The sequence below is a fragment of the Paludicola sp. MB14-C6 genome (assembly GCF_030908625.1).
Taxonomy (GTDB): domain Bacteria; phylum Bacillota; class Clostridia; order Oscillospirales; family Ruminococcaceae; genus Paludihabitans.
In genome coordinates this window covers 332,139-357,690 of sequence record NZ_CP133133.1, presented here as the reverse complement: position 1 = coordinate 357,690, position 25,552 = coordinate 332,139, and the positions used below count along the sequence as shown (strand labels likewise).

Annotated in this window: 28 protein-coding genes; 26 read left to right on the top strand and 2 right to left on the bottom strand. The window is 31.8% G+C overall.

Annotated features, from left to right (window positions below):
- The first annotated feature begins 524 nt into the window (after nucleotides 1-524).
- From RBG61_RS01645 to RBG61_RS01600, 10 genes are all read left to right on the top strand, one after another.
- Nucleotides 525-1,397, top strand: coding sequence for a CPBP family intramembrane glutamic endopeptidase (locus RBG61_RS01645; protein ID WP_307945054.1), 873 nt, complete (start codon nucleotides 525-527; stop codon nucleotides 1,395-1,397).
- Between the two features lie 409 nt (nucleotides 1,398-1,806).
- Complete coding sequence (locus tag RBG61_RS01640) at nucleotides 1,807-2,082, top strand: hypothetical protein (protein ID WP_307945052.1); 276 nt, start codon at nucleotides 1,807-1,809, stop codon at nucleotides 2,080-2,082.
- A gap of 275 nt (nucleotides 2,083-2,357) precedes the next feature.
- Nucleotides 2,358-2,633 carry a hypothetical protein gene (locus RBG61_RS01635; RefSeq protein WP_307945049.1) on the top strand — a complete coding sequence of 92 codons (276 nt, stop codon included), beginning with the start codon at nucleotides 2,358-2,360 and terminating at the stop codon, nucleotides 2,631-2,633.
- A 22-nt stretch (nucleotides 2,634-2,655) separates the two neighbouring features.
- Nucleotides 2,656-2,862: a hypothetical protein gene (locus RBG61_RS01630; RefSeq protein WP_307945047.1), complete on the top strand. Its 207-nt coding sequence runs from the start codon at nucleotides 2,656-2,658 to the stop codon at nucleotides 2,860-2,862.
- Nucleotides 2,863-3,244: 382 nt separating this feature from the next.
- Nucleotides 3,245-3,931, top strand: coding sequence for a GPP34 family phosphoprotein (locus RBG61_RS01625; RefSeq protein WP_307945046.1), 687 nt, complete (start codon nucleotides 3,245-3,247; stop codon nucleotides 3,929-3,931).
- 74 nt (nucleotides 3,932-4,005) lie between these two features.
- Nucleotides 4,006-5,046: a hypothetical protein gene (locus RBG61_RS01620; RefSeq protein ID WP_307945044.1), complete on the top strand. Its 1,041-nt coding sequence runs from the start codon at nucleotides 4,006-4,008 to the stop codon at nucleotides 5,044-5,046.
- Nucleotides 5,047-5,114: 68 nt separating this feature from the next.
- Complete coding sequence (locus tag RBG61_RS01615) at nucleotides 5,115-5,252, top strand: hypothetical protein (protein WP_307945042.1); 138 nt, start codon at nucleotides 5,115-5,117, stop codon at nucleotides 5,250-5,252.
- A 296-nt stretch (nucleotides 5,253-5,548) separates the two neighbouring features.
- Nucleotides 5,549-6,693 (top strand): IS3 family transposase gene (locus RBG61_RS01610; RefSeq protein WP_307945041.1). Its coding sequence is split into 2 segments (ribosomal slippage): nucleotides 5,549-5,807 and nucleotides 5,807-6,693, totalling 1,146 coding nucleotides; the frame shifts between segments, so codons are not numbered across the junction.
- Nucleotides 6,694-6,737: 44 nt separating this feature from the next.
- Nucleotides 6,738-6,983 carry a hypothetical protein gene (locus RBG61_RS01605; RefSeq protein ID WP_307945040.1) on the top strand — a complete coding sequence of 82 codons (246 nt, stop codon included), beginning with the start codon at nucleotides 6,738-6,740 and terminating at the stop codon, nucleotides 6,981-6,983.
- Between the two features lie 216 nt (nucleotides 6,984-7,199).
- Entirely contained in the window at nucleotides 7,200-8,540 is a 1,341-nt protein-coding gene (locus RBG61_RS01600) for an IS1182 family transposase (RefSeq protein WP_307944411.1), read from the top strand.
- A gap of 151 nt (nucleotides 8,541-8,691) precedes the next feature.
- Here the strand turns inward: RBG61_RS01600 and RBG61_RS01595 are convergent, their stop codons facing one another.
- Nucleotides 8,692-9,246, bottom strand: coding sequence for a DUF4364 family protein (locus tag RBG61_RS01595; protein WP_307945039.1), 555 nt, complete (start codon nucleotides 9,244-9,246; stop codon nucleotides 8,692-8,694).
- 182 nt (nucleotides 9,247-9,428) lie between these two features.
- On the opposite strand from RBG61_RS01595, the gene RBG61_RS01590 reads away from it, so the two are divergent.
- The 3 genes from RBG61_RS01590 to RBG61_RS01580 are packed head-to-tail and all read left to right on the top strand — an operon-like array spanning nucleotide 9,429 to nucleotide 11,976.
- Nucleotides 9,429-10,352 carry a DnaD domain protein gene (locus tag RBG61_RS01590; RefSeq protein WP_307945036.1) on the top strand — a complete coding sequence of 308 codons (924 nt, stop codon included), beginning with the start codon at nucleotides 9,429-9,431 and terminating at the stop codon, nucleotides 10,350-10,352.
- 19 nt (nucleotides 10,353-10,371) lie between these two features.
- Nucleotides 10,372-11,358 (top strand): ATP-binding protein, encoded by a 987-nt coding sequence (locus RBG61_RS01585; RefSeq protein ID WP_307945034.1) that lies wholly within the window; start codon nucleotides 10,372-10,374, stop codon nucleotides 11,356-11,358.
- Nucleotides 11,359-11,385: 27 nt separating this feature from the next.
- Complete coding sequence (locus RBG61_RS01580) at nucleotides 11,386-11,976, top strand: class I SAM-dependent methyltransferase (RefSeq protein ID WP_307945032.1); 591 nt, start codon at nucleotides 11,386-11,388, stop codon at nucleotides 11,974-11,976.
- Nucleotides 11,977-12,016: 40 nt separating this feature from the next.
- On the opposite strand, the gene RBG61_RS01575 is transcribed toward RBG61_RS01580, so the two are convergent.
- Nucleotides 12,017-12,307 (bottom strand): DUF3892 domain-containing protein, encoded by a 291-nt coding sequence (locus tag RBG61_RS01575; RefSeq protein WP_307945030.1) that lies wholly within the window; start codon nucleotides 12,305-12,307, stop codon nucleotides 12,017-12,019.
- Between the two features lie 222 nt (nucleotides 12,308-12,529).
- Here RBG61_RS01575 and RBG61_RS01570 point away from each other — a divergent pair, with 222 nt between their 5' ends.
- From RBG61_RS01570 to gatA, 13 genes are all read left to right on the top strand, one after another.
- On the top strand, nucleotides 12,530-13,582 hold the full coding sequence (locus tag RBG61_RS01570; protein WP_307945027.1) for an inorganic phosphate transporter: 1,053 nt from the start codon (nucleotides 12,530-12,532) through the stop codon (nucleotides 13,580-13,582).
- Nucleotides 13,583-13,609: 27 nt separating this feature from the next.
- A complete protein-coding gene (locus tag RBG61_RS01565; protein ID WP_307945025.1) occupies nucleotides 13,610-14,227 on the top strand; it encodes a DUF47 domain-containing protein in 618 nt (205 codons plus the stop codon).
- Nucleotides 14,228-14,360: 133 nt separating this feature from the next.
- The gene (locus RBG61_RS01560) at nucleotides 14,361-15,002 is read left to right on the top strand and encodes a formate/nitrite transporter family protein (protein WP_307945023.1); all 642 of its coding nucleotides are present in this window, start codon (nucleotides 14,361-14,363) and stop codon (nucleotides 15,000-15,002) included.
- 94 nt (nucleotides 15,003-15,096) lie between these two features.
- Complete coding sequence (locus tag RBG61_RS01555; protein ID WP_307945020.1) at nucleotides 15,097-15,879, top strand: CAP domain-containing protein; 783 nt, start codon at nucleotides 15,097-15,099, stop codon at nucleotides 15,877-15,879.
- A gap of 24 nt (nucleotides 15,880-15,903) precedes the next feature.
- Complete coding sequence (gene ispF, locus RBG61_RS01550) at nucleotides 15,904-16,374, top strand: 2-C-methyl-D-erythritol 2,4-cyclodiphosphate synthase (protein WP_307945018.1); 471 nt, start codon at nucleotides 15,904-15,906, stop codon at nucleotides 16,372-16,374.
- A gap of 146 nt (nucleotides 16,375-16,520) precedes the next feature.
- A complete protein-coding gene (locus tag RBG61_RS01545; protein ID WP_307945016.1) occupies nucleotides 16,521-16,751 on the top strand; it encodes a DUF3343 domain-containing protein in 231 nt (76 codons plus the stop codon).
- 21 nt (nucleotides 16,752-16,772) lie between these two features.
- The gene (locus RBG61_RS01540) at nucleotides 16,773-17,921 is read left to right on the top strand and encodes an aminotransferase class V-fold PLP-dependent enzyme (protein WP_307945014.1); all 1,149 of its coding nucleotides are present in this window, start codon (nucleotides 16,773-16,775) and stop codon (nucleotides 17,919-17,921) included.
- 67 nt (nucleotides 17,922-17,988) lie between these two features.
- On the top strand, nucleotides 17,989-18,870 hold the full coding sequence (gene cdaA, locus RBG61_RS01535) for a diadenylate cyclase CdaA (RefSeq protein ID WP_307945012.1): 882 nt from the start codon (nucleotides 17,989-17,991) through the stop codon (nucleotides 18,868-18,870).
- Nucleotides 18,854-20,113, top strand: coding sequence for a CdaR family protein (locus RBG61_RS01530; protein WP_307945010.1), 1,260 nt, complete (start codon nucleotides 18,854-18,856; stop codon nucleotides 20,111-20,113). The genes cdaA and RBG61_RS01530 overlap by 17 nt, the downstream gene beginning before the upstream one ends.
- A 17-nt stretch (nucleotides 20,114-20,130) precedes the next feature.
- Nucleotides 20,131-21,720, top strand: coding sequence for an NAD(P)/FAD-dependent oxidoreductase (locus RBG61_RS01525; protein ID WP_307945007.1), 1,590 nt, complete (start codon nucleotides 20,131-20,133; stop codon nucleotides 21,718-21,720).
- Between the two features lie 71 nt (nucleotides 21,721-21,791).
- Nucleotides 21,792-23,768, top strand: coding sequence for an NAD-dependent DNA ligase LigA (ligA, locus tag RBG61_RS01520; RefSeq protein ID WP_307945004.1), 1,977 nt, complete (start codon nucleotides 21,792-21,794; stop codon nucleotides 23,766-23,768).
- A gap of 27 nt (nucleotides 23,769-23,795) precedes the next feature.
- Nucleotides 23,796-24,065, top strand: a complete 270-nt coding sequence (gatC, locus tag RBG61_RS01515) for an Asp-tRNA(Asn)/Glu-tRNA(Gln) amidotransferase subunit GatC (protein ID WP_307945001.1) — start codon at nucleotides 23,796-23,798, stop codon at nucleotides 24,063-24,065.
- A gap of 18 nt (nucleotides 24,066-24,083) precedes the next feature.
- Entirely contained in the window at nucleotides 24,084-25,544 is a 1,461-nt protein-coding gene (gene gatA / locus RBG61_RS01510) for an Asp-tRNA(Asn)/Glu-tRNA(Gln) amidotransferase subunit GatA (protein ID WP_307944999.1), read from the top strand.
- Nucleotides 25,545-25,552 lie beyond the last annotated feature (8 nt).

The following is a 25,552-nucleotide window of genomic DNA, read 5'->3' as shown; positions in this document are numbered from 1 at the left end:
TGCTACGATATTTTTATGTACTTTTAATTCAGAGCAATAATAGTAAATAAAGTTGACAAATTAAGCTAAGTATGTTACAATAATTAACAATATATTTAATAATTAATGGCGAAAGCAATTTATTCATATTTATTAGATATGCACCAAATAAGTATTTATATTCAAGCGTAAAAATGGTATAACTAGCTCTATTGTTATGTGAGGTTAATATGGACAATAAAACGAAAGCGAACAATTCAAGAGAAATTTGAAGAAAAAATGGTTTAAAAATAATTCTGTTCTGTTATTTATTATCACCACTATTATTGTATTTGCTTTTGTGATAGCAAGAATATCAAATAACTTACTGGCTGTTGTAATAACTGTAATTTTCTCATTTACTATTTATTTATATATGAGAAATAAGCTGATGAGTTTTGTTGAGAATGAGCTATATAGTAACAAGAGAGATTAGTTTACTACAATACAGCTGAACATAGACACCCTTTAAATATATAAATTAAAAAACGAAAGGAAAAATTATAATGAAAACATTCTTTAAGCAATTCGGCAAAGGTCTACTCTACTTTTTACTATTTTTAGGAGTACAGTTGATGGTTATTTTTATTATGCAGTTCTTTGCCGCTTTCCAACTAGGGCGAGAAATGGGTAAAGCGGGGATACAATTGTCTAGTAGTGAGTTAATAACAAAGATTACAGAAAAGGTTATGTCCCTTGCAACTCTAATTACCTTAATAGCAGGAGTTTTAACAATTATTGTTTTAGTAATAGAATTCTTAATAAGAAAGAAAAACTTTTTTACTGAAGTTGGAATTCATAGAATGAAAGGTGCTACAATTATTCCAATCATGCTATTCGGTATCGGATTTAATGTATTTGTAAGTATAATAATGCAATTAATCCCATTCCCACAAGACTTAATGAATTCGTACATAGAACAATCATCAAATTTAACAAAAGGGAATATGGTGGTTAACATCCTTGCAACAGCGTGCATGGCACCTATTGTGGAAGAAATCATTTTTAGGGGGTTAATGTTGACACGTTTCCAAAAGGGTATGCCAACTATGGTTGCGGTATTATTAAGTTCATCATTATTTGCATTATCACATGGTCAAATCATTTGGATGATATATTCATTTGTATTAGGTGTTATTCTATGTCTTGTATTTATTCGCACTAAATCTCTACTTGGAAATATATTGTTGCATTTTAGCTTCAACTCAGTATCAGCAGTTATGATGTTAATGAAGGTTGAAGATGTCAATGACGAAATCCTACCTATTTTGTTGGTAGCTAGTATTGTTGTTTGCATTGCTACTATAATTACAGTATTGTTCTTAACGAAAGAAAAGAAGGAGTCTGTTGTTAATGAACAACAAGTAGTTGGTGTTTAGTAAAAAGGAGAATATAATGCCATACTATTGTGTCAAACAACATGATATAACTGATTGTGGTGGGTTGGAACTTGTATAAAAGGAATATATATACAATTTTACGTAAATAAAGTTGATAAACTAATAATATTATGTTACAATATTTAACATAATAACAATTAAACTTTGATTAAGATAAATATTTCATGTAATTATTAACATTTATTCACAAGTTATAACATCTGAATTTAATGCAACACCAAAAAACCAACGAGTCAAGTAGAGATAGATAAAATGATTGTCGATATTTATGTGGGGATAAGTCCGAATATACTTTAACAAAGTATATCTGACTTAGTCGGAGTGCAAGGTCGACATTGTATAACGGTAAAGTCTTGATATAAATAATAACAAACAGGAGGTCATGAAAATGACAGACGTATTAACAATGAATGGTTTTTGCGAACTATCTCAAAATGAGATGGAGATGGTTGATGGTGGCGGTACATGGGATTGGGGCAACTTTTGGGGGACAGTAGGTGCTGGTGCGGCAGGTGGTGCAACTGGTGGGGCAGTTAAAGGGGCTATATCTGGTGGGCTATCCTTCGGCCCTCTTGGAGTTCTAGGTGGGGGGTTAGGTGGTGCTATTGCTGGCGGGGTTTATGGTGCCATAGGTGGAGCAGTTGGTTATTGTGTATTTCATTAGTTGATATGAAAACTTACTTCATAATTTTAGGAGTTGTTTCTGGAACTGTTACACTAGCTATTGTAGACATTATTAAAACTCTTATTAAATATATATGTAATAAAAGAAAAAATAAGCAAATTTAAATTTTAGAAATCAGTATTTAGATGTTTTAAAAGAGTCCATCTAATAATAGAGTCAAATAGATTAGATGGACTATTTTTATATTAAGGATGAATAGAAAAATAAACAAATCTATATAAGAATTATGAAACATACAAAAGGAGAAATACATAATGGATATTCAAGAAAATGTAGCAAATAATGAACAATTTACAATAGAAAGTAAAAAAATACATATACCATCCCTAGTACTAATGATAATAGGGGCAGTATTTGCTTTGGTTTTACCAATCATTACGTATCCTTGCTCTATAACAAGCTTGGTGATGAGTATTGTAAAACGTAAAACCAATAAAACAACATATGCAATTGTTATTAACATTATTTCATTGGTGGTTGCTCTTATTAACAGTGTTGTGGGAGCAATAATGTTTATATCATTAAACTAGTTATAATGATTAGGAGAATATAATGCCATACTATTGTATCAAACATCATGATATAACCGATTGTGGTGGGTATTCTGGTGCAGTCGGTGGTGGAACAGTTGGAGGAATCGCTGGCTCAACTGGAGGTCCTGCAGGAGCTGCTGAAGGTGCACTCGGCGGCGCAATTGTAGGTGGAGTTGCTGGTGGTATTGGTGGTGCATTAGGCTATGCATTATTTGGATGGTGGTAACTTATGCATTTTGAATATTATCCATATGGTTCAATTATAGTTGGTTTTATTTCTGGTGCGGGTACCGTTATAATATTGAACATATTAAAAAAAAGTCGCAATAAAAAACAGCATGATAATAGCAATAAAAAGCATTGTGATGATAGTAAGAAATAACGTATTTAATAAAGCAATCTTAAAAAGATAGATAAGTTATGATAATTGCTGTAGCATTGATCTTGGTATCACATATTACAAAATAGCGTGAGTTTACCGCTTATTATTTAAACTAACTAAGTAATTGGATATTTATAGTATAATACATATAATTCGTTTATGGGAGGGCTAAAAATTGACCTTCCATAAACGTGTTTGGATACGTAATCAAATTATGAGGTGAATTATGAAAAAATTATCTTATGTTCAGCAGTACTATATCTGTACTGTGAATGAAAAAGGAAATATTCCTTTATTAAATGGAGTAAGCATTGCTGCTTGCTTAGTCATGGGTGAAATTACAGAACTTATTAGTAAAGGTTTTGTTACTTGGGATGAAGATAATAAGCTTTCGATTGTTAGATCTTCTGATGAAAGTTTGGCATATTTAAAGGCTGTTTATGATGCGATAGCTTACAAAAAATTTCAAGATGTAACGAGCATTGTGGATATTTATGCATCTAACATACATCAGCCAGGAAATTGCTGCAGGGGATCGGTAACTGATTTACTTTCTCTAATAGGAAATTCTCTGGTTAAAATTGAATGTATAAATGAACTTCCTAAAAAAAGTTTGCTTCACAAAAGAACGAAGTACGCACCAAAATCTGAAATTGTCATGGATATCATTAAAGCAATCCGCATGGCATTTTTCGAGAACAACGTCATACCTCATGAAACACTTTGTTTGGTTGCTTTGCTGGATAAAAGTAATGTTTTATGCAAATATTTCAATAACGATGAAATAATACATATGAAAAAACGTATAGAAGAAGCACAAAGAAGTATGGTTAATGCATCTATGAACCAAGTGCTTAATTATATAGCATACGTTCCAAGTATTTTATCTGAAATTGACTGGAGCGGGGCTTAAATAATTGATAAAAGGTATGCTGTACTTAAGATTTTAAGTGATAATTTAAAATACTTTTCAGGAGATGATACAACTTGAAGAAAAAGATTGCCATTGCTATTACTTCAGCTATTTTATTGGTATTGATCGCTATTGGCGTGTTGGAAGCGCAGAGGTACCATATTGCTATTGAACCGGTTAAGGTACCAGATATTTCAGTTACTTATCAGTCTGTTGACACGCAATTTTATTATCAACAATTAACACAGGAAGAGAAAGAAATTTATGAAAAAATAAAACAACTATTGGATCAACACAAGGGTGGAGAAATTGTATTAAAGCAACCAATTAACGCAAGGAGTTATTATCATATTGAAAGTGCTTTGCGATATGATAGTATAACCTACTGGTACATAGCCTATCTTTTGCCATTTAACTCAAGTAATACTCGCGTATTACCGCATTTAGAACAGCATTCAGAAGAAAAAATGATTGAAAAGATGCTACTACTTATAGATTCAGATAAATTTCAAAAGGAAGTACTTCCCGCAAGTGAAGACGATGCAGCGAAGATTAAGGAAAATAAAACAGTGGACACATATCAAATTGCAAAAGATTTTATAGACTATCAAATGGATGATTTAGAATCTTACTATGAAGAGGTTAATCAGAAAATAAATGTTAATTTACAGCAAATCATTAATGAGATGCCAAAGAATTGCAATCAAGAGGAGGCAGTACAATATTTTAGTCAATGGATTGTAGACCATATGGTTTATGAGCCTACAATTGAAAAATTTCTGACTACAAAAGATATTGTTGGTTATGATCTACGAAAAGAAATTTCCGCAGGAAGCATAACCAGTGTTAATGATAGGAAAGGTACATGTACTGGATTTTCATGTATTTTAAAAAATTTATGCAATCGAGTTGGAATAGATGCTTATATCGTATTAGGAGATACACCAAATGGACGACATGGATGGGTAGCAATAAAAATTGGTGATAAAACATATTATAAAGATCCAACAGCAGAAATAGGCATTAAGAAAGTAAACCCGTTACAAACAAATGTTCAGTTTTATCAATATTTCAATAATGCCTATAAACCATTTACCGATTTGTTTGGATATTAGAGGAAAGGAATAGTTAAAATGGTTGATTTGTCGAGTTCGATAGCAGTTTTGAATTAAAAAAACTAGATTTGAATACAATTGCTGGAAATCTAAAATCAAAAGAGGATGCTGAGGATTTTGTTGAAGAATATTTTGGTATAAAAGACACAACAATTTCTCCCGCTATTATTGTTGAAGATCAAGAACAATACATCACCATTATTTAAAAGGGAGAGATAAATTTAAAACGTATTATTATTTATGTATTGCCATTGGAACAATGTGTGCAATAATTTCGCTAATTTTAAATTTTAAAATATTTGTTTTTTTTAGCATTATATCTTTTAGTTTATTGTTTTTAATAGGAATTAAAAGATGTAATGAAAAATATGATTCAATTCATCTAACCATTCTTAATGTGTATATTACATTAAACACTTAATATTGACCTGATATAATAAAGTTGTAACACCTTGATATAGAAATCTGATATAATAAATTGAAATCAAGGAGTGGATACAACATGACAAACTACAATAAGTATGAGCCAGAGCTCAAAGAAAAAGTTTTGCGTCTCTATTTGGAAGAAGGACGTACAAAGAAAAGCCTAACTGAAGAATATTATCTTGGACAAGGGACAATTACATATTGGTTGCAACAACGCCGTAAAGAATGCCAAACAAAACCTGAAATTAAACAAGAAACTGATGCTTATGAAGAAATTCGACGGTTGCGTAAAGAACTCGCTGAATCACAAAAGGAAAACGCATTTTTAAAAAAGGCAGCGGCATTCTTTGCGAAGGAAATAGAATAGACCAGTATCAGTTTATCCAGAATAATAAAGAAGAGTTTGGACTTAGATGGCTTCTACGTAGGCTTAACATATATCCCAACGCATACTATAACTTTTTAAAAGACAGAAAAGCTAATTATCGAGAGCAAAAGACAATGACTCAACGAAAAATCGTTGAAATATATCATGCTACAAATGGAGTTCAAGGCTATCGAATGATGCGTGATTTACTAATTCCATATGGTTTTACATATTGTTATTCAACCATATATAAGTACATGTTTGAACTTGGATTAAGCTCGATAGTTCGTAAGAAAAAACCTATTTATAAAAAAGGAATACCAAATAAAATATTTCCGAATCTTCTGAATCAAAACTTTGATGTAGAACAGCCCAACATGGTATGGTGTACTGATTTCACCTACCTTCCACAAAAAGATGGGACAATGAGGTATAACTGTTCTATTATTGATTTGTATGATCGCTCAGCAGTAGCGACACTAGATGGAAATCATATAACTGCTGAACTTGGAATAGAGACATTGAAAATAGCAATCAAACGTCACAAACCACCAAGAGGGCTAATTTTGCATAGCGACCAAGGAAGTCAATTTACATCTAAAGAATTTAATGACTACTGCCAAAAGGCTCACATTCAGCAGAGCATGAGTCGTGCTGGATGCCCTTATGATAATGCGCCAATGGAACGCTTTTATAATACATTAAAGAACGAATTCTTTAACTTGTTTACATTTCAATCAGCTGATGAAATGGATAAAGGAATCTATGAGTTTGTGTATGGATGGTACAATCATGTGCGACCTCACACATACAATGGCGGTCTTCCACCTGCAGTAGCCAGAACTGCTGCATAAAATTTATACACTGGTGTTACAACTTTGCTTGACTACTACACTCAATGCCGCTAAATGAATATGGAAAAATTACTGGTTCAATCGTATCTATTTCAGCTGATTCCTTTGTTAATGACGCTAATCCAAGAAAGTTTTATAAAGCTGAAGCAATCGTAGATAAAACTAAACTTAAAAACGTAAAGGGTGAAGTTCGAGAGATTAAAGCCGGTATGATTACTGATGCAAGAGTAATCAGCAGCTCAAAAAAGATAATTGTTTGGTTATTTCAGAAAATAAATCTGATGGATTAAATTATTAAAAATAGTATAGAGTGTAAGGGTAGATACTAATTATTTAGTAGCTACCCATTTTGGCGTTTGTACTAAAATTTTAATAAAAAGTTTATAAAAGGCAAACAAAAAGTCAGCATGTAAATGCTGACTGCAGCTTGTAGAAAAAGTCTCCTAAATTCGATGATTTAGGGGACTTTTGACGCGAAAAATGGTATAATTAAATAGGGTGATTAAATGTTAGTTAAAGCTAAAAAAGACCGAACACAAGTAGAGTTTTTGTGCTTAGAAGAATTTATTCCAGCAGAACATTTGCTTAGAAAAATAGATAGTGCAGTGGATTTCTGTCATATATATGATTTCGTAGAGGATTTGTATTGTAAAGATAATGGAAGACCAAGCATAGACCCAGTAGTACTAATCAAAATGGTCTTAATACAACATTTGTATGGAATAAGTTCGTTGCGCAAATTGGTAGAAGAAGTACAAATGAACTGTGCATATCGTTGGTTTTTAGGATATTTAATGACAGAACAAATACCTCACTTTACAACAATAAGTTATGCCTTTAAACATAGATTTAACGAGAATACTATTGCATGCATTTTCAACTGGATATTGAATGAAATCAATGATATGGGATATCTTGACCCAGAGGTGGTATTTGTAGATGGAACCCATATAAAAGCAAATGCAAATATAAAAAAGGTTGTAAAGAAATCAATCCCCGTAGCAGCAAAACATTATGAGAAACAACTAATGGACGAAATCAATAAAGATAGAGAAGAACATAAAAAAAAGCCATTTGACGATACAAAGCCACCTAAAATAGAAGAAAAAATCATCAATGAATCAACCACTGACCCTGAAAGCGGTGTATTTCATAAAGGAGAGCATAAGAAATGCCTTGCTTATGAAGCACATACAGCTTGTGACAAAAAAGGCTACATTGTAGATGTTCATGTAACAGCAGGCAATGTACATGACAGCGTAGCATTCGATGATTTGTATGATAAATTAAAAGAAAACCACCCCGAAATCCAAACAATAGTGGCAGATAGTGCCTACAATACTCCCTATATTGCAAAAAGACTTATAGATGATGGAAAAGATTTATTAGTACCATATCGTAGACCAATGACAAAACAAGGCTTTTTTAAGAAATATGATTTTTCATATGATGAATATTTTGACTGTGTAGTATGTCCAAACAATAAAGTTTTACACTATTCCACCACGAATAGAGAAGGATACAAAGAATTTAAAAGCAATCCAAACGACTGTAAAATCTGTGGGTTTCGTTACAAATGCACTGAAAGTAAAGAATTCCAGAAACAATACACAGTTCATGTTTGGCATGAGTACTTAGAGCAAGTTTCAGATATTCGTTATGCAATAAAATACAAAGATCTTTATGCACAGCGAAAAGAAACGATTGAGCGAGTTTTTGCTGATGCGAAAGAAAAATACGCAATGCGTTATACACCTTATCGAGGTCTTGCCCAAGTAACAAACTGGGTTAGGCTTAAATTTGCGTGCATGAACCTTAAAAAGCTGCAATACATAAGTGGAGGGTGAACTCTCCTTTTTGTATCCTTTGCACTTTTTTCAAATTTTCAACCATATATTCAAAAGCCCGACTTTGGTTACGCCAAAATCGGGCTTTTTCTTCAGACTGAAGTCAGCATGTAAATGCTGACTGAACTGATAACTTATACTATTATAAAGGTTAATCATCCAGTAATAATTGAATGAGCCCTTGATATATTTTAGATGGCTTTTCTTGAAACTTGACTTTGATTTTTTCGGCTTGTAATAGATCGGGAACAAATACTTCATAGGACATCAAATCAAAGTTAATTTCATGAATTGTACATTTTACTAAATACCCATTTTTATATGGCTTTATAATAACTTCATTTTCTTTTTCATTTTTGATGTTTGCTAAAAGCTTCATTGCAGTTGTAACAACTCGATCTCTTAAAGAGGTTGGTAATGATTGATAAAGCTGTTTAGCAGTTTCAACGCCTAGAGCATTTAACTCAAATACTTCTTGATTGCATTGCCTTTTGGTTTGTATATGATTTGTTTCCAATAATTCTGCCAATGCATCACAAAAGCTAAAATAATTCACTATTTGATCATCTTGAAATACATAATTAAGCTGATCTCTTGAAAGAGGTGTTTGTATTGTGTGGAGTAAATAGCATATTAAAATTTTAATGTCATATTTATCTTTCAAACCGCCAATTCCAATTCCAGGAACAATTGTTTCTTTGCTCATGACTACCTCCGTTAATATAATTATTAATATTTTATCATATTTCTTATTAAAATGGAAGAGATAAAAATAGTTAAATTATATTAATTGTATGAAATCCTAATTGTTTTAAATTTGCAGCTATGTTATAATATTTGTCTATAAACAACAATAATTTATGAATATGAAATTCAGAGGAGATCATCATGTCATATAAAATTAATTTCGAATCCTATCAAAATAATTTTGCCATACCTAAAAGCATAATTGATGATTCTTTTGAAAGTTTAGATCCGATTTATTTAAAGGTTATTTTATTGATTTTTAAAAACGCAGATAAAAGCTATAGCTCCAATTTACTTTCAAATTTATTAAATGTATCCGAAGGCAAAATTAACAAAGCAATACAATACTGGATTGAAAAACAGTTACTAATACCCATTGAAACAGAAAAAGTAAACCCCTCTGTCGTTTTGCTTTCCAAAGCCGCACAACCGCAAAACATTCAGCAACAAGCTATTATTTCAAGTAAAGAACTTACTTATTTATTAGAGTGTATGGAAAATTTATTGCAGCGACCTATTACCTCAGTAGAGCATAAAACGATAGTACATATTCTAGAATTTATTAGGTTGCCAGCTGACGTTGTTTTAATGGCACTTGAATATTGTGTTTCTATTGATAAAGTTAATGCACGTTATATTGAAAAAGTATGTGCTAATTGGGCGGATAATGGCATTGTAACACATGAATTAGCGGAGCAATATTTAAATTTATTAAAAAAATCAAAAACAAATCAATGTAAAGTACAGAAAATATTTGGAATTGATACGAGGGCATTAACAGATTCTGAACGAGAATTTATCAATAGATGGTTTGACCAATATGGATTTGACCTTGATATGATAAAATATGCGTATGAAAAAACGATTGCATCAATAGGCAAGCTTGCCTTTCCTTATATAAACAAGATTCTTCTTTCTTGGCACGAAAAAGGTTATAAAACAATAGAAGAAGTTATGGGCGTGGAATCGGAACCAAGAAAAGCGAATAAAAAGAATTCCCAAAATGCATCGTATGATGTTGATGAACTTGATCGATTTTGGGATAATGTGCCTAAATTAAAATAATACGAAACGGAGAACTCATATGGCAAATGAAAACTTTATGAGAGCGTTAAAGATTATCTCTCAAAGGGAACAAAAAGCAAGACGTATTGCCAATCAACGATACGATGAAGTTTGTCTCAAAATTCCATATATCAAAGACTTATATCAGAAACTTGCACTAACCAGTTTAAAAGTGATACGTACCGTTTTTAATGAATTTAATACGGAAACTCAAATTACGAGTATTAAAAATGAAAATTTAGCAATTCAAAATGAGATTAAAGATATACTAATTCAAAATGGATATACCCCAGATTACTTAGACACACATTTTTATTGCTCTCAATGCGATGATACAGGATATGTAGACGGTGTAAAGTGTTCTTGCTTAACAGATGTTTTAACAGAACTAAACGTTCAAGAGTTAAACAAACGAACAACCGTATCAACATCTAATTTTCAAAATTTTTATTTAAAATATTATAGCGATATTCCCGATGAACGTACAGGTGTTTCACCTAAAAAAATAATGAGCAATATACTAGACTTTTGCACAAGATATGCCCAAACTTTTTCTATAGATTCGCCAAGTGTTTTAATGATTGGAGAAACCGGTTTGGGCAAAACACATTTATCACTTGCAATTGCAGATACAATTGCCCATAAAGGTTATCGTGCTTTATATGTATCTTCTCTCGATTTATTTCGAACTTTGCAAGATGAATATTTTGGCAAAGGGGAAGACGGAGCCAACACAATGCAAACAGTTTTAGATGCAGATTTAATTATTATTGATGATCTTGGAGCCGAGTTCGAAAGTCAGTTTAATACTTCCTCTCTATACAATATTATAAATTCAAGATTAAATTTAAATAAACCTACTATTATCAACACAAATTTAATGTTGAATGAATTAGACAGTAGATACAATAAGCGTGTTGCATCGAGACTAATGACGTTGTATAAATGTTTGAAATTTGTCGGTAAAGACATTCGACAGATTAAACTAAAAAATAACGAAATATAAAATAAATTATCAATAAGAGGTAACTACATGGATAACCGCACTTTTTTTAATTCGATTGCAGATAAATGGGATGAAATCGCTCAACATGATCCTGAAAAAATAAATGTTATTTTAGATTTTGTTCAAATAAAGCCTAATTCCAATATACTCGATGTTGGAACAGGAACCGGTATAATGATACCATATTATAATGAGCGTATTTTAGGCAACGGTAGCATAGTAGCAGTAGATATTGCCGAAAACATGATTGAATTAGCGAAGCAAAAAAACAAAGATACTAATGTAAAGTTTTTAACTGGAGATATTTTGAAAATCAACTTGCCTATTAAACAATTTGACTATATTTTTTGTTATTCAATGTTTCCTCATTTTGAAGATAAAGAAAAAGCTATTTCTGTTTTAGCAGGTTATTTAGCCCTAAATGGTAAATTGATTATATGTCATTCGCAAAGCAGGGACGAGATTAACGAATTACATAAATCTCCTTGTCAAGTTGCGGAATCAAGCTATTTGCCAACTGCCCCAAAAATACAAGATTATTTTAAAAAAGCTTTGTTAACACCAATCCAAACGGTTGATAATGCTGAAATTTTTGTTTTAATTGCACAAAAATTATAAAACTTCCATTTAGAAATTTTACTAAATGGAAGTTTCTTGTTTAATCGTTTATTACAGGTAAGCTGGAAAGATTGTTGCCTTCACTTTCATCTGGAAGGCTGCGTAAATATTCATTCCCTTTATTAGTTGCTATTCCTACACCTTTTATTCCACCTGATTTTGCTAAATCAACACCTTGTTCCTTGGTTAAAATGTCTCCGTTTGATAATTGATACCCACTAATTTGATTGCCATGCTTAACAACAGCAGTAATTTTTTGAGCATCCGGATTTGGAATTGGGTTTTGCTTATTAGCTAATAACGGTAATTTTTTTATGTTAAATTCATTCATAAAAATCACTCCTCACCATTAGCTTTACCGTAATATGAAATGATATTCAAATTGCAGTTTTCTAAGTAATGTTAAATAATTACAAATATTATTATTTAAAAATCTATTGAAATAATATTTTTAACATGTTATTCTTAAAATAATAATTCATCCAAATATTGAATAAATATTTTGGTTGATTTATTTTTGTGTAAAATTTTAGAATTTTAAGAGGACAATGTTATGTCAATCACACTTAGCGACTTCATTTCACAGATTATAAGTAATCCACCACTACTAATAACCGTAATTTTAACTTTAGGTGTAATTTTAGTTAACGGCTGGACTGATGCTCCGAATGCAATTGCAACTTGTGTGTCAACAAAATCAATAAGTCCAAGAGCAGCAATTATAATGGCGGCAATTTTTAATTTCCTTGGCGTATTGGTAATGACGACAATTAACAGTACAGTTGCAATGACTATTTATAACATGGTTGATTTTAAAGGCAATACACATAATGCATTTGTCGCTTTATGTGCAGCTATGTTTGCAATTGTAATTTGGGCGGTGACAGCTTGGTATTTTGGAATACCAACAAGTGAAAGCCATGCATTGATTGCTGGTATTTCAGGTGCGGCAATTGCACTACAAAATGGTTTATCCGGTATCAATGGTAGCGAATGGATGAAAGTTTTATATGGATTAGTGCTTTCTACATTTTTAGGCTTTGCATTAGGCTGGATAACAACAAAAGTGATAACTTTAATTTGTAAACGTATGGATCGTAGAAAAACGAATGGTTTCTTTAAAAATGGACAAGTAGCAGGCGGTGCTATGATGGCTTTTATGCATGGAGCTCAGGATGGACAGAAATTCATGGGAGTTTTTATGCTAGGTATCTTTTTAGCAAATGGGCAAGGTGACGTTACCAACTTTACGATTCCAATTTGGTTGATGGTATTATGTTCTGCAGTAATGGGTATTGGAACTTCAATTGGAGGTTATCGTATTATTAAGGCTGTTGGAATGGATATGGTTAAACTTGAAAAATACCAAGGCTTTTCTGCTGATGTTGCAGCAACAGGCTGTTTATTATTATCTTCATTAACAGGTGTTCCTGTTAGTACAACTCATACAAAGACAACAGCTATTATGGGCGTAGGTGCTGCTAAAAGGCTATCTTGTGTAAACTGGAGTGTAGTAAAAGAAATGGTATTAACTTGGGTTTTAACTTTCCCTGGTTGTGGATTGATAGCCTATGTATTTACAAAAGTATTTATTATGATTTTTTAATTTAAAGCTGAAAGGATAATACAACACATGAAACGTGAAAACGATTATTTTAAAACCTTTGTCAAATTAGTTGACTACTCATGCAGTGCATCAAAACTGCTACATGAAATTTTTTCTGATTATGGTTCACATAATTTAGAAGAAAGAATGCAACAAATGCATGCTGTAGAGCATTCTGCTGATGATGAAAAACATGAAATGATGAAAAAACTGGTACGTGAGTTTATAACACCAATTGAAAGAGAAGATATTATTGCTTTATCACAAGAAATTGATGATGTAACTGATACTATTGAAGATGTAGTTATTCGTCTTTATATGTATAATGTACATTCAATACGTGCTGATGCTTTGGAATTTTCATCTGTAATTTTAAAATGTTGTGAAGCATTGAAAGTATGCATGGAAGAATTTTATAATTTCAATAAATCTACAATCATTCATGAGCTAATTGTAAAAGTAAATGGTTATGAAGAAGATGCTGATAAATTATATTGTAAAGCCGTTCGTAATTTATTCATTGAAAACCCAGATTCAACTGAAATCATTATTTGGAAAGAAATTTACGAAAAACTAGAAAAATGTTGTGACTCTTGTGAGCATGTTGCAAATGTAGTTGAATCAATTATTATGAAAAATACTTAATATTGACGTATGGATTGAAGTATGGAATGAATTTTCCATACTTTTTATTTTTAAAATCATCATAAATATATTGTCGAAACAATTATTTTATAGTAGAATATACTTTGGCAAATTAAGAGAAGGGAAGATTGTTTTGACAATTCAAAAAAATTTTTTAAGTGGAATTATGTCAGGAATTTATATTTCACTTGGAGCAACGTTATATTTATACATTGAAAACCATATTATTGGTGCTATGTTTTTTACATTAGGAATCTTTTTAGTGTCTAGCTTTTATAACTATCTATTCACAAGAGTTGTACCACTGTCAACAGCAACAAAAGAATATAATGCAATAGACATTGCGATTGCGTATGTCGGTAACTTTATCGGAACTTTTGTTTATGCATTTTTGTTAAGCAATACAAGGTTAGCAAATAAGCTAAAGCACACAATTGATATAGTGGCAACCAGTAAAATGAAAGATAGCTTTTTAAGTTTAATTATAATGGGTATATTTTGTGCTGTGATGGTTGGCTACGGTGTATTGGCATCAGTAAAATATAAGGATAATAAAATTGTTGTTTTAACTTTTTATTTTATTTTAGTTGCAGGTTTTGTAATTTTAGGATTTGACCATATTGTTGCAAACTTTTTTTATTATTCTTTTTATTCACTTCTATTTGGATTTAAGTTGGCTATCCTGCCTGCAGCACTTGCAGTTACGATTGGTAACTTAATTGGAGGTTTACTGATTGGTTATCTTTATCAAATTGAACAAAAAATAAACAATTAGATGGCAAGAATTTTAGCATAATTTTAGATGTGGCTAATTTCCATGAATTACGTTATAATTAGATTGTGGCAAAAACAAAATCATGGAGGTTCATATGAAAAAAAAGTATGTAATTTTAATGACTTCAGTGCTTGTCTTTGTAATAATGGCAATCGTTGTTTATACAATGAATTTTAGTTTTCTAAAAAATACTGCTTCGAAAAATAGCGAAAAGAACAGTACAGCAGTAGAAACAATGAAAGACATATCACAACAATCGAATGAAAATCAAGAAACATCTTCTGATATAACAAAAGCTAGTTCTACAAATGAAAATAGTAGTTCACAAAAGGTAAGTACATCTAAGAATAATGCAAGTAGTCAAGCAGTTGAAAAAGCTGCAACTACAAAACCAAGTAATACGAATTCAACTACTGCGACAAGGCAAAATACAAATTCAATTTCAAAACCAGCTCCACCTCCTCCTCCAAAACTACCTATTACATCTAGTGATTTTTCACAATTTCAAACTAGAGTTTTAGATCTTGTGAATCAGGAAAGGGCAAAAGCAGGATTGAATCCATTAACACTAAATGCAAAATTAAGTTCTGTTGCTACTAAAAAATCTCAAGATATGGCAGACCTTAATTATTTTGATCACACTTCGCCAACATACGGTTCTCCATTCGATATGATGAAACAATTCGGAGTATCCTATCAAACTGCAGGTGAAAACATTGCCAAAGGTCAAACATCACCTGAACAAGTAATGGATGGTTGGATGAATTCTCCTGGTCATAGAGCAAACATTTTAAATGCTAGCTTTACTCAACTAGGTGTTGGAGTTGTGAAAAATGCAAATGGTCAGTTAATTTGGACACAAATGTTTATTGGATAAGTTAATGAAATGGAGTGACATAATATGCCTAGAATTGGTCATGGCTATGATGTGCATAAATTAGTCAAGGACAGAAAGCTGATTCTTGGAGGAGTCAATATTGAACATGATGTTGGCTTGCTTGGACATTCTGATGCGGATGTTTTAACCCACTCTATAATGGATGCATTATTGGGAGCTGCAGGACTAGGCGATATTGGACTTCATTTTCCGGATACTGATTCTCAGTATAAAAATGCAGACAGTATTTTACTCCTAAAACACGTAATTCAAATACTAAAGCAAAAGAATTACAAAATATCTAATTTAGATTGTACAATTATTGCGCAAGCGCCAAAATTAAGACCTTTTATTAACCAAATGACTTTAAATATAGCCAATGCATGTGAAATTGATAGTAACCAAGTCAATATAAAAGCCACAACTGAAGAAGGGCTTGGTTTTACCGGTGAAAAAGCTGGAATTGCTTCACATTGCGTTTGTATAATTGAATAAGAATTTGCATGAACACCCTTATATCTACAAGCATACTATGTAAATGTAGATGTAAGGGTGTTGCTTTATTAATATCACAAAATATTTCCCAGCGAAAATATTTTGTGCTTTTTATAGTTCGATTTTTATACATCGCTGGAGAAAAGATGGTAGTTATGGATAAACAACTCATAATGGTAAATTCAATAACCTACGCCTATAAAGCACGGGATATTCTATATAACAACGGTATAAAAGCATATATTGAGCGCATACCATCTAATTTAAGAAAAAATGGTTGTGGATATGGTATTCGTATTAACGAAAACGCATATAGAGCAGTTCAAGTATTAGAATTAAACGGAATTCGAGTAAAGGACGTTATAGACTTACCCTAATAATATGAAACGAGGTGGATTATGATATATTTTGATAATGCAGCAACCACTTATCCTAAGCCTGCAAACGTAGTAGCTAGTGTAAATGCTGCAATTGTAAATTATGGTGGTAATCCCGGAAGAGGCGGGCATGAATATTCTATGAGAGTATCTGAAAAGATATATGATATTCGTAATAAGGTTGCTCGTTTTTTTAATGCAAATGCAGAGAATGTTATTTTCACGTGTAATTGTACAATGGCGTTAAACTTTGCTATTAAAGGTACTCTAGCACAAGATGATCATGTAATAATTTCTTCTTTAGAGCATAATGCTGTATTAAAACCTGTTCATAAATTATATAGCGAAAATAAAATAACCTATGATATTGCTAAAGTATACAATGAAGATGATGAGACTGTTCAAGAGTTTAAGAGTAAGATTAAAGAAAATACAAAAGCAATTGTATGTATGCATGCTTCTAATGTGTCTGGAAAAATACTTCCTATTGAAAAAATAGCAAAACTGTGTAAAGAAAATCATTTGACTTTTATTGTTGATGCTGCTCAAACCGCTGGTACCATACCTATTGATATAAAAAAAATGAATATAGATATCTTATGTACAGCTGGACATAAAGGATTGTATGGAGTCACTGGTACAGGGCTGTTAATATTAAATGAAGGCATTAAATTAAATACAATTATTGAAGGTGGAACTGGCTCTGCCTCAACTCAGCTTGATCCTCCTGATTTTTATCCGGATCGATTAGAAGCAGGAACATTAAACACACCCGGCATTTTTTCAATAGGGGCCGGTATTGATTTTATAAATTATATTGGAATGGAAAAAATTTATAAACATGAATTTGAATTATGTAAATATGTCTATAATAACTTTAAGATGAATAATAACATTCATTTAATTATTAACGATTATTTAATGAACCGTTTTGTACCTTTAGTTTCGTTTAATATTGGTGATTTAAAATCAGATGTTGCTGTAGATTTATTAAATGATAAAGGATTTGCATTAAGAGGTGGTTTACACTGTTCGCCTTTGGCACATAAAAACTATAAAACTATCGACTCTGGGCTAATTCGTTTTGCGCCTTCTTATTTTACTCAATGGTCAAGTGTTGATAGTTTTGTTAAAATAGTTCAGGATATTAGCAAAAAAAATACAATATAACTTGAATTCAAGCGATAAAATTGTTAAACTATAAAGAGACAGAAAATTCAAGTAAAGGAAGTAAGATATGATAGAACTTCAAAACTTCTTTATCGATTTAGGTGGAATTGTTAAATCGTTTGGCATTTTAGATTTTATTGATATTGCATTAATTGCTTATTTAATTTATAAAGCAATTAACTTAGTAAAAGAAACAAGAGCAGAACAGCTTGTAAAAGGTATCCTTTTACTAGCTTTTTCGTATTTTATTGCAAAAGTATTTCAACTGAAAACAATGAGCTTTTTATTAAAGAATGTGCTCAATATTGGAGTAATCGCTCTAATTGTCTTGTTCCAGCCTGAACTTCGTCGTGTTTTAGAAAAGGTCGGACGCACTAAAGTAGCTGATCTAAATGTATTTAGTGGGGATAACCCAGAAAAACAAATAACGACATGGAAGCACGTTATAGAAATTTTATGTAATGGTGTTGCAAATTTAAGTGCTTCAAAAACAGGTGCATTGATTGTAATAGAACGAAAGACAAAGTTAGGCGAACAAATTGATACTGGTGTTATTATTAACGCAACCGTAAGTGAAGAATTATTAGGCAACTTGTTCTTTGTCAATTCTCCATTGCATGATGGAGCGTTAATCATTCGGGATGGACGTTTGCTAGCAGCAGCATGTTTTCTTCCAAAACCACAAAAAGAAAACTTAATTGCTTCTCATTTAGGCTCTCGTCACAGAGCTGCAATTGGTATTAGCGAAATTTCAGACGCAATTACTATTGTTGTATCTGAAGAGACGGGTACAGTTTCTGTAACATTAGATGGCCAGCTTACAAGGAATTATACCAAAGAGTCTCTTTCTCAATTTTTAATGGACAAACTTATCCCAACAAATGCAAATGAAGAGAGTAAAAAGAGTAAGAAGTTTTGGAGGGTTAAGAAAAATGAAAAAAGAATTTAGCTTTTCCAAATTACTTGAAAGTGATCGTTTTGTTCGCTTATTGTCTGTTGCGATTGCAATAATAATATGGTTTATTGTAGCTTATAATGTTGATCCTACAAAAAAAGATTGGATAAATGATATTGTTGTTAACATTGATTTAGCTGACTCTATTCCTCAAGCTAATAATTTAAGTATAATTGATGGTAATGGGCAAAAAGTAAGCGTCCAAGTTGAAGGTAAGCGTTATCGCATTAGTAATTTAAAACCAGAAGATTTTATTATAAAGCCAAATTTATATAGTGTAAATAAGCCAGGAGAATATGATATTAAAGTTGATATTAAAAAAGCAGATGAAAAAGACAATGATTTTAAAATTATATCTTCTTCTCCTATCGTAAAAAAAGTACGATTTGATGTTTTAGTAACAAAAGAATTTCCAATTGAAGTTACAGCTGAAAATGTGAAGGCACAAGATGGTTATATAAAAGAAAAACCATATGCTAATTATACGTCATTAGTTTTAAAAGGTCCTGGTACTGAGATTGATAAAATTAACTCAGTAGTAGTAAGTACCGATCATAATGAATTTGTTAATAATACAGTAACTCTAAAAGGCGACCTATTCTTCTATGATAAAAATAAAAATCCTATTGAATTAAATTATACAAATTATGAAAAGCAAAAATATGAAATTACAGTCGCTATATTCAAATTAAAGACTGTTCCACTCAAGATAAATTATATTAACGTGCCACCGGGATTTGATATTACTAAATTGAAATATACATTATCAGTCCCAGAATTAGAAATAGCAGGACCTGCAAGTTTAGTTGATGAAATTAGTGAGATTAAATTAGATGGCGAAGTGGATTTCAGAAAAATTGATATAGGTTACGCACAAAATTTAAGTGTTTCTTTAGTTGCAGGTATTACAAATGTAGATAACATTACTAATGTATCAGTAACATTCGATGATCCAAATTTAAATAGTGCATTTTTCTCTGTTTCCAATATTATTACAAAGAATGAACCGGCAAATTATAATATTAAACTGAAAACAAGCGTAATTAATAATGTGAAAATCGTAGGAAACAAAGATGATATTGATAAGATATCTTCTAATGATTTAATTGCAAGTGTAGATTTATCTAAGGTTACAGCAGGGACAACTCGTATTCCTGTACAAATTTATGCTACCGGAAATAAAAATGTATGGGCTGTAGGTGAATATAGTGTATTAGTTACAGCTACAAAGAAATAAAAATTTGGAGGAGCACAATGTCAATAATTATATCTAACATACGTTATGATATTAATGATTCTGAAGAAATTGCAATTAATAAAGCAATCAGTAAATTAAAAGTTAAGAAAACACTTGTAAAAAAAGCACATATCTATAAAAAGTCATTAGATGCTAGAAGAAAAGGTAACTTTTCATTTGTAGCGTCAGTAGTTATAGAGCTAACTGAAAAAGAGGCTGAGATTGTTAAGGCAATCTCAGACCCTTTTGTTATGTATAAAGAAAAGTTGGAGTTAGAGTTTTGTTGTGGAATCGAACAATTGAAAGGTCCGATTGTCATTATAGGATTTGGTCCTGCTGGTATTTTTGCTGCTTATACATTAGCTAAACTTGGCTATAATCCAATTGTATTTGAACAAGGCGGAGATATCGATTCACGTGTAAATTCAGTAAATCGTTTTTGGACATTGGGACAATTAGATGAAAAATGCAATGTCCAGTTTGGAGAAGGTGGAGCAGGTACTTTTTCTGACGGTAAATTAACAACTCGTATTTCAGATAATCGTTGCGAATATGTTTTAGAGGAATTTGTTAAGCATGGCGCTCCGGAAAATATATTAACAAAATCAAAACCTCATATTGGAACCGATAAATTAAGAGCTGTTATAAAGTCTATGAGGAACAGTATTATAGAAAATGGTGGACAAGTTTATTTTCATAAAAAGCTAAATGAAATTAGCATTGAAAATAATTGTATAAAATCAATAGTGGTTGATGGTCAAGAAATGCAAACAGAAAATGTAATTTTAGCAATTGGCCATAGTTCAAGGGATACATTTCAAATGTTATTTGAAAAAGGGGTTAATATTGAAAGTAAAAACTTTTCTGTCGGTGTGCGTATTGAACAGCTTCAAACAACAATAAATCGTGGCTTGTATGGAGAATTAGCAGGACATAAAAACTTACCGGTAGGAGAGTATCAATTATCACATAAAATAGGTAATCAATGTGTATACACATTTTGCATGTGCCCCGGGGGATACGTTGTACCGTCTAGCTCCAGTGAAAACTCCGTTGTTGTAAATGGTATGAGCGAATATGCACGAGATGGTAAGAATTCGAACTCTGCTTTAGTAGTTTCAGTAGATAAAAGTGATTTTGGTCTTCATCCTTTAGATGGAATGCATTTTCAAGCAAAATTAGAGCAAAAAGCGTTTCAAATGGGTGGAGGTAAATATAAAGCTCCAGCTATGTCAGTTAAGGAGTTTATAAATCAAGAACATAAATTGAAATTGGGAGAAGTAAATCCAACATACGCACTTGGTGTAGAGTCTTGTAATTTTGATAAGCTATTTCCAAGTAATATTTCAAAAATGCTTAGAATTGGTTTACAAAATTTCAATACCAAATTACCCGGATTTTCTAACGATCAAGGAATCCTTACGGGCGTTGAAACAAGAACATCTTCTCCAATTCGGGTTTTAAGAAATGATGAATTGATGTCAACTAATGTGAAAGGGCTATATCCTTGTGGTGAAGGAGCAGGTTATGCTGGCGGAATTATGAGTGCAGCTGTTGATGGAATAAAGGTTGCACAACAAATCGCTTCAAAATATAAACAATGCTAAAGATATACTACCGAAATTAAATAAAATGTGGTATAATAAATAGTAAACTTAAAATAAGTTGGTGTGAATAAATGAACTATGAAAAAGCAAGTCAGCGTATTACAGAATTAAAAGAGATTATAAATAATAGTAATTATAACTATTATGTTTTAGATAATCCCACAATAAGTGATTTTGATTATGATATGTATTTGAGAGAGCTTGAAACACTTGAAGCTCAATTTCCGGAACTCATAACGCAAGATTCACCAACACATCGTGTAGGTGGTCAATCTGATAATACATTTGACAAAGTACCGCATACTGTTCAAATGGGTAGTTTGCAAGATGTATTTAGCTTTGATGAATTATATAGTTTCCATAATCGAGTAAAAGAAGTCATTAATCCAATTTATGTAGTAGAACCTAAAATTGACGGATTATCTGTATCATTAGAGTATGTTAACGGAGTATTTACTCGAGGTTCAACTCGTGGTGATGGATTTGTTGGGGAAGATGTTACACAAAACTTGAAGACAATTAAATCAATACCGCTTAAATTAGCAGAAGCCATTCCTTATCTTGAGGTAAGGGGAGAGGTTTATATGCCTAGAAAAAGTTTTGAAAAAGTTATCCAAGAACAAATAGATAATGATGAAGAACCTTTTAAAAATCCTCGAAATGCTGCCGCTGGATCATTACGACAAAAAAACAGCAAAATAACAGCTAAACGAAAACTGGATATCTTCGTTTTCAATATCCAACAAATTGAAGGTAAAGAGATAACCACTCATAGCGAGACATTAGATTATTTAAAGCAATTAGGATTTAAGGTATCTCCATCTTATCCTCAATTCAATAACATGGATCAAGTTATTGATGAAGTAAATAAAATTGGAGAAAAGCGATACGAATACCCATTTGATATTGATGGTGCTGTTGTAAAGGTAAATAGCTTGTCAGATAGAACTAAGCTTGGTGCTACTGCTAAATATCCAAAATGGGCAGTTGCATTTAAGTATCCACCTGAAGAAAAAGAAACCATTTTATTAAATGTAGAAATCAATGTAGGCCGTACGGGCGCATTAACTCCAACTGCAGTTTTTGAACCAGTACAGCTTGCGGGAACAACAGTTAGTAGAGCAGTACTGCACAATCAAGACTTCATTGACGAAAAAGATATCCGTATTGGCGATACAATAATAGTAAGAAAAGCCGGCGATATTATACCTGAAGTGTTAAAATCAGTAAAGCATCAAGAGAATAGTATTCCTTATAAAATACCTGAATTCTGTCCGTCTTGTGGTGAAAAAACCGTAAGAGAAGGTGCACAAGCTGCAATGCGTTGCGTAAACCCGAAATGTCCTTCCGCTATTTACAGAAGTATTATTCACTTTGCTTCTAGAAATGCAATGAATATTGATGGATTAGGCCCTGCAATTGTTCAAGCTTTAATTGATTCTGATAATATTAAAACAATAGCTGATTTATATTATTTAGAGAAAGATAAATTATTACAGATGGAACGTATGGGTGAGAAATCAATAGATAATTTATTGAATGCTATTGAAAAATCTAAGGAAAATCAATTATCCAAACTTGTGTTCGGTTTAGGTATTCGTAATGTTGGCCAGAAAGCCGCAGAATTACTTTGTAATCATTTTCATTCGATTGATGCTGTTGTGAATGCTCAATACAATGAGCTTATTATGATAGAGGGATATGGCGATATAATAGCCAATAGTATTCTTGATTTCTTTTCAAAACAAGATAATCTTGATATTATTGATAAGTTAAAAGCTGCAGGTGTTAACATGCAGCAAGAAAGCGAAATTCAAAGTGATATATTAAAGGGAAAGACTTTTGTTATTACGGGTACACTTCCTACTCTTTCTCGTAATGAAGCAAAAGATATCATTGAACAAAATGGTGGTAAGGTAAGTTCAAGTGTTTCTAAGAAAACAAACTACGTTCTAGCTGGTGAAGAAGCGGGAAGTAAATTAACGAAAGCAAATCAACTGGGTGTTACTGCAATTACACAACAAGAGTTGTTAGATATGTTACAATAAAATATAAATATAAAGCTGGAGGAAATTATGAAGGTTGATATTAAACATCTTGCTAAATTAAGCAGATTAAACACAACAGATGAAGAAGAAAAACGATTTGAAGTTCAATTGCAGAGTATACTTGAAATGGTTGATAAATTACCTTGTATTTCAAGTAATGATTCTCTTGTTGATTGTTCCAATCCAATGAAATGTAGGGAAGATGTCCCTGAACAATTATATAAACGTGAAGAAATATTAAGTAATGCACCACAAGTACAAGCGGGTTGTGTAGTTGTACCAAAAGTAATTGAATAAAAGGAGAATTATATTAGAATGGAACTTTATAAATTAACCGCTACTGAATTATCTAATATGTTGCGCAATAAAGAATGTAGTAGTGTGGAAATTACGAAATCTGTTATTGATAGAATTACTAATGTTGAAAATAAAGTAAATGCATATATAACCGTAACAAATGAACTTGCTATAGAACAAGCAAAATCAGTAGACGAAAAACTTGCAAAAGGGAATAAACTTAGCCCATTGGCAGGTATTCCAGTAGGAATTAAAGACAATATTTGTACAAAAGATGTTTTAACTACTTGTGCTTCAAAAATACTTTATAATTTTGTTCCACCTTATAATGCAACTGTATATAATCGCTTACTAGATAATGATGTTGTATTAACAGGTAAGCTTAATTTGGATGAGTTTGCGATGGGATCTTCTTGTGAAAATTCATATTTCAAAAAGACAAGTAATCCACATAATTTAGAATATGTTCCGGGTGGTTCTTCTGGAGGAAGTGCTGCTGCAGTTGCTGCGGGTGAAGCAATTCTTACTTTGGGTTCAGATACTGGTGGATCTATTCGTCTTCCTGCAGCATACTGCGGTGTTGTTGGTCTAAAACCTACATATGGCAGTGTGTCTCGATATGGTTTGGTTGCATTTGCATCCTCTTTGGATCAAATTGGACCTTTTGCAAGAAGTATCAATGATACAGCTATGATATATTCTGCAATTTGTGGTGCAGATAAAATGGATGCAACTAGCGCAAAACGAGAGTATCCTAATTTTGTTGCAAACTTAAATACAAATATTAAAGGACTTCGTATTGGTTTACCAAAAGAATACTTTGCTGAAGGTGTTAGCGAAGAGGTAAAACAAAATGTTATGGAAGCGGCAAAATTATTAGAACAAAATGGTGCTGTTTTAGTTCCTGTTTCACTTCCAAGTACTGATTATGCACTTTCTGCTTACTATATCATATCTTCAGCTGAGGCTTCATCAAACTTAGCACGTTTTGATGGTGTTAAATATGGCTATAGAACAGAAAACTATAATAATTTAATCGAAATGTATGAAAATACTCGTAGCGAAGGTTTCGGAGATGAAGTTAAGAGAAGAATTTTACTTGGTACATTTGTATTAAGCTCCGGATATTATGACGCTTATTATAAGAGAGCAAAACTATTACAAAAACAAATATTAAACGAATTTAATGAGACTTTTGAGCAATGTGATGTTTTATTAACACCAACAGGCACTGATACCGCATTTAAAATAGGTGAAAAATCAAATGATCCTATTAAGATGTATGCAAATGATATTTGTACAGTAACAGTAAACATCGCAGGTCTTCCGGCTATTAGTATACCATGCGGTAAAGCAAAAAATGGATTGCCAATCGGTATGCAGTTTATCGGTCCTAAATTCTCTGAACAAAGTCTATTTAATGTTTCTAAGAAGTACGAGGATTTAGTTGGCGGATTTAATGATGTTCCAACATTATAGTAGGGAGG

Excerpts from the sequence above, each read along its gene's own strand:
- gatC (WP_307945001.1), top strand. The coding sequence starts at position 23,796 with ATGAAGGTTGATATTAAACATCTTGCTAAATTAAGCAGATTAAACACA.
- RBG61_RS01645 (WP_307945054.1), top strand. The coding sequence starts at position 525 with ATGAAAACATTCTTTAAGCAATTCGGCAAAGGTCTACTCTACTTTTTA.
- RBG61_RS01635 (WP_307945049.1), top strand. The coding sequence starts at position 2,358 with ATGGATATTCAAGAAAATGTAGCAAATAATGAACAATTTACAATAGAA.
- RBG61_RS01640 (WP_307945052.1), top strand. The coding sequence starts at position 1,807 with ATGACAGACGTATTAACAATGAATGGTTTTTGCGAACTATCTCAAAAT.
- RBG61_RS01540 (WP_307945014.1), top strand. The coding sequence starts at position 16,773 with ATGATATATTTTGATAATGCAGCAACCACTTATCCTAAGCCTGCAAAC.
- RBG61_RS01585 (WP_307945034.1), top strand. The coding sequence starts at position 10,372 with ATGGCAAATGAAAACTTTATGAGAGCGTTAAAGATTATCTCTCAAAGG.
- RBG61_RS01595 (WP_307945039.1), bottom strand. The coding sequence starts at position 9,246 with ATGAGCAAAGAAACAATTGTTCCTGGAATTGGAATTGGCGGTTTGAAA.
- RBG61_RS01630 (WP_307945047.1), top strand. The coding sequence starts at position 2,656 with ATGCCATACTATTGTATCAAACATCATGATATAACCGATTGTGGTGGG.
- RBG61_RS01575 (WP_307945030.1), bottom strand. The coding sequence starts at position 12,307 with ATGAATGAATTTAACATAAAAAAATTACCGTTATTAGCTAATAAGCAA.
- RBG61_RS01565 (WP_307945025.1), top strand. The coding sequence starts at position 13,610 with ATGAAACGTGAAAACGATTATTTTAAAACCTTTGTCAAATTAGTTGAC.
- gatA (WP_307944999.1), top strand. The coding sequence starts at position 24,084 with ATGGAACTTTATAAATTAACCGCTACTGAATTATCTAATATGTTGCGC.
- RBG61_RS01580 (WP_307945032.1), top strand. The coding sequence starts at position 11,386 with ATGGATAACCGCACTTTTTTTAATTCGATTGCAGATAAATGGGATGAA.
- RBG61_RS01590 (WP_307945036.1), top strand. The coding sequence starts at position 9,429 with ATGTCATATAAAATTAATTTCGAATCCTATCAAAATAATTTTGCCATA.
- RBG61_RS01545 (WP_307945016.1), top strand. The coding sequence starts at position 16,521 with ATGGTAGTTATGGATAAACAACTCATAATGGTAAATTCAATAACCTAC.
- RBG61_RS01555 (WP_307945020.1), top strand. The coding sequence starts at position 15,097 with ATGAAAAAAAAGTATGTAATTTTAATGACTTCAGTGCTTGTCTTTGTA.
- RBG61_RS01530 (WP_307945010.1), top strand. The coding sequence starts at position 18,854 with ATGAAAAAAGAATTTAGCTTTTCCAAATTACTTGAAAGTGATCGTTTT.
- ispF (WP_307945018.1), top strand. The coding sequence starts at position 15,904 with ATGCCTAGAATTGGTCATGGCTATGATGTGCATAAATTAGTCAAGGAC.
- cdaA (WP_307945012.1), top strand. The coding sequence starts at position 17,989 with ATGATAGAACTTCAAAACTTCTTTATCGATTTAGGTGGAATTGTTAAA.
- RBG61_RS01600 (WP_307944411.1), top strand. The coding sequence starts at position 7,200 with ATGTTAGTTAAAGCTAAAAAAGACCGAACACAAGTAGAGTTTTTGTGC.
- RBG61_RS01570 (WP_307945027.1), top strand. The coding sequence starts at position 12,530 with ATGTCAATCACACTTAGCGACTTCATTTCACAGATTATAAGTAATCCA.
- RBG61_RS01625 (WP_307945046.1), top strand. The coding sequence starts at position 3,245 with ATGAAAAAATTATCTTATGTTCAGCAGTACTATATCTGTACTGTGAAT.
- RBG61_RS01605 (WP_307945040.1), top strand. The coding sequence starts at position 6,738 with ATGCCGCTAAATGAATATGGAAAAATTACTGGTTCAATCGTATCTATT.
- RBG61_RS01525 (WP_307945007.1), top strand. The coding sequence starts at position 20,131 with ATGTCAATAATTATATCTAACATACGTTATGATATTAATGATTCTGAA.
- ligA (WP_307945004.1), top strand. The coding sequence starts at position 21,792 with ATGAACTATGAAAAAGCAAGTCAGCGTATTACAGAATTAAAAGAGATT.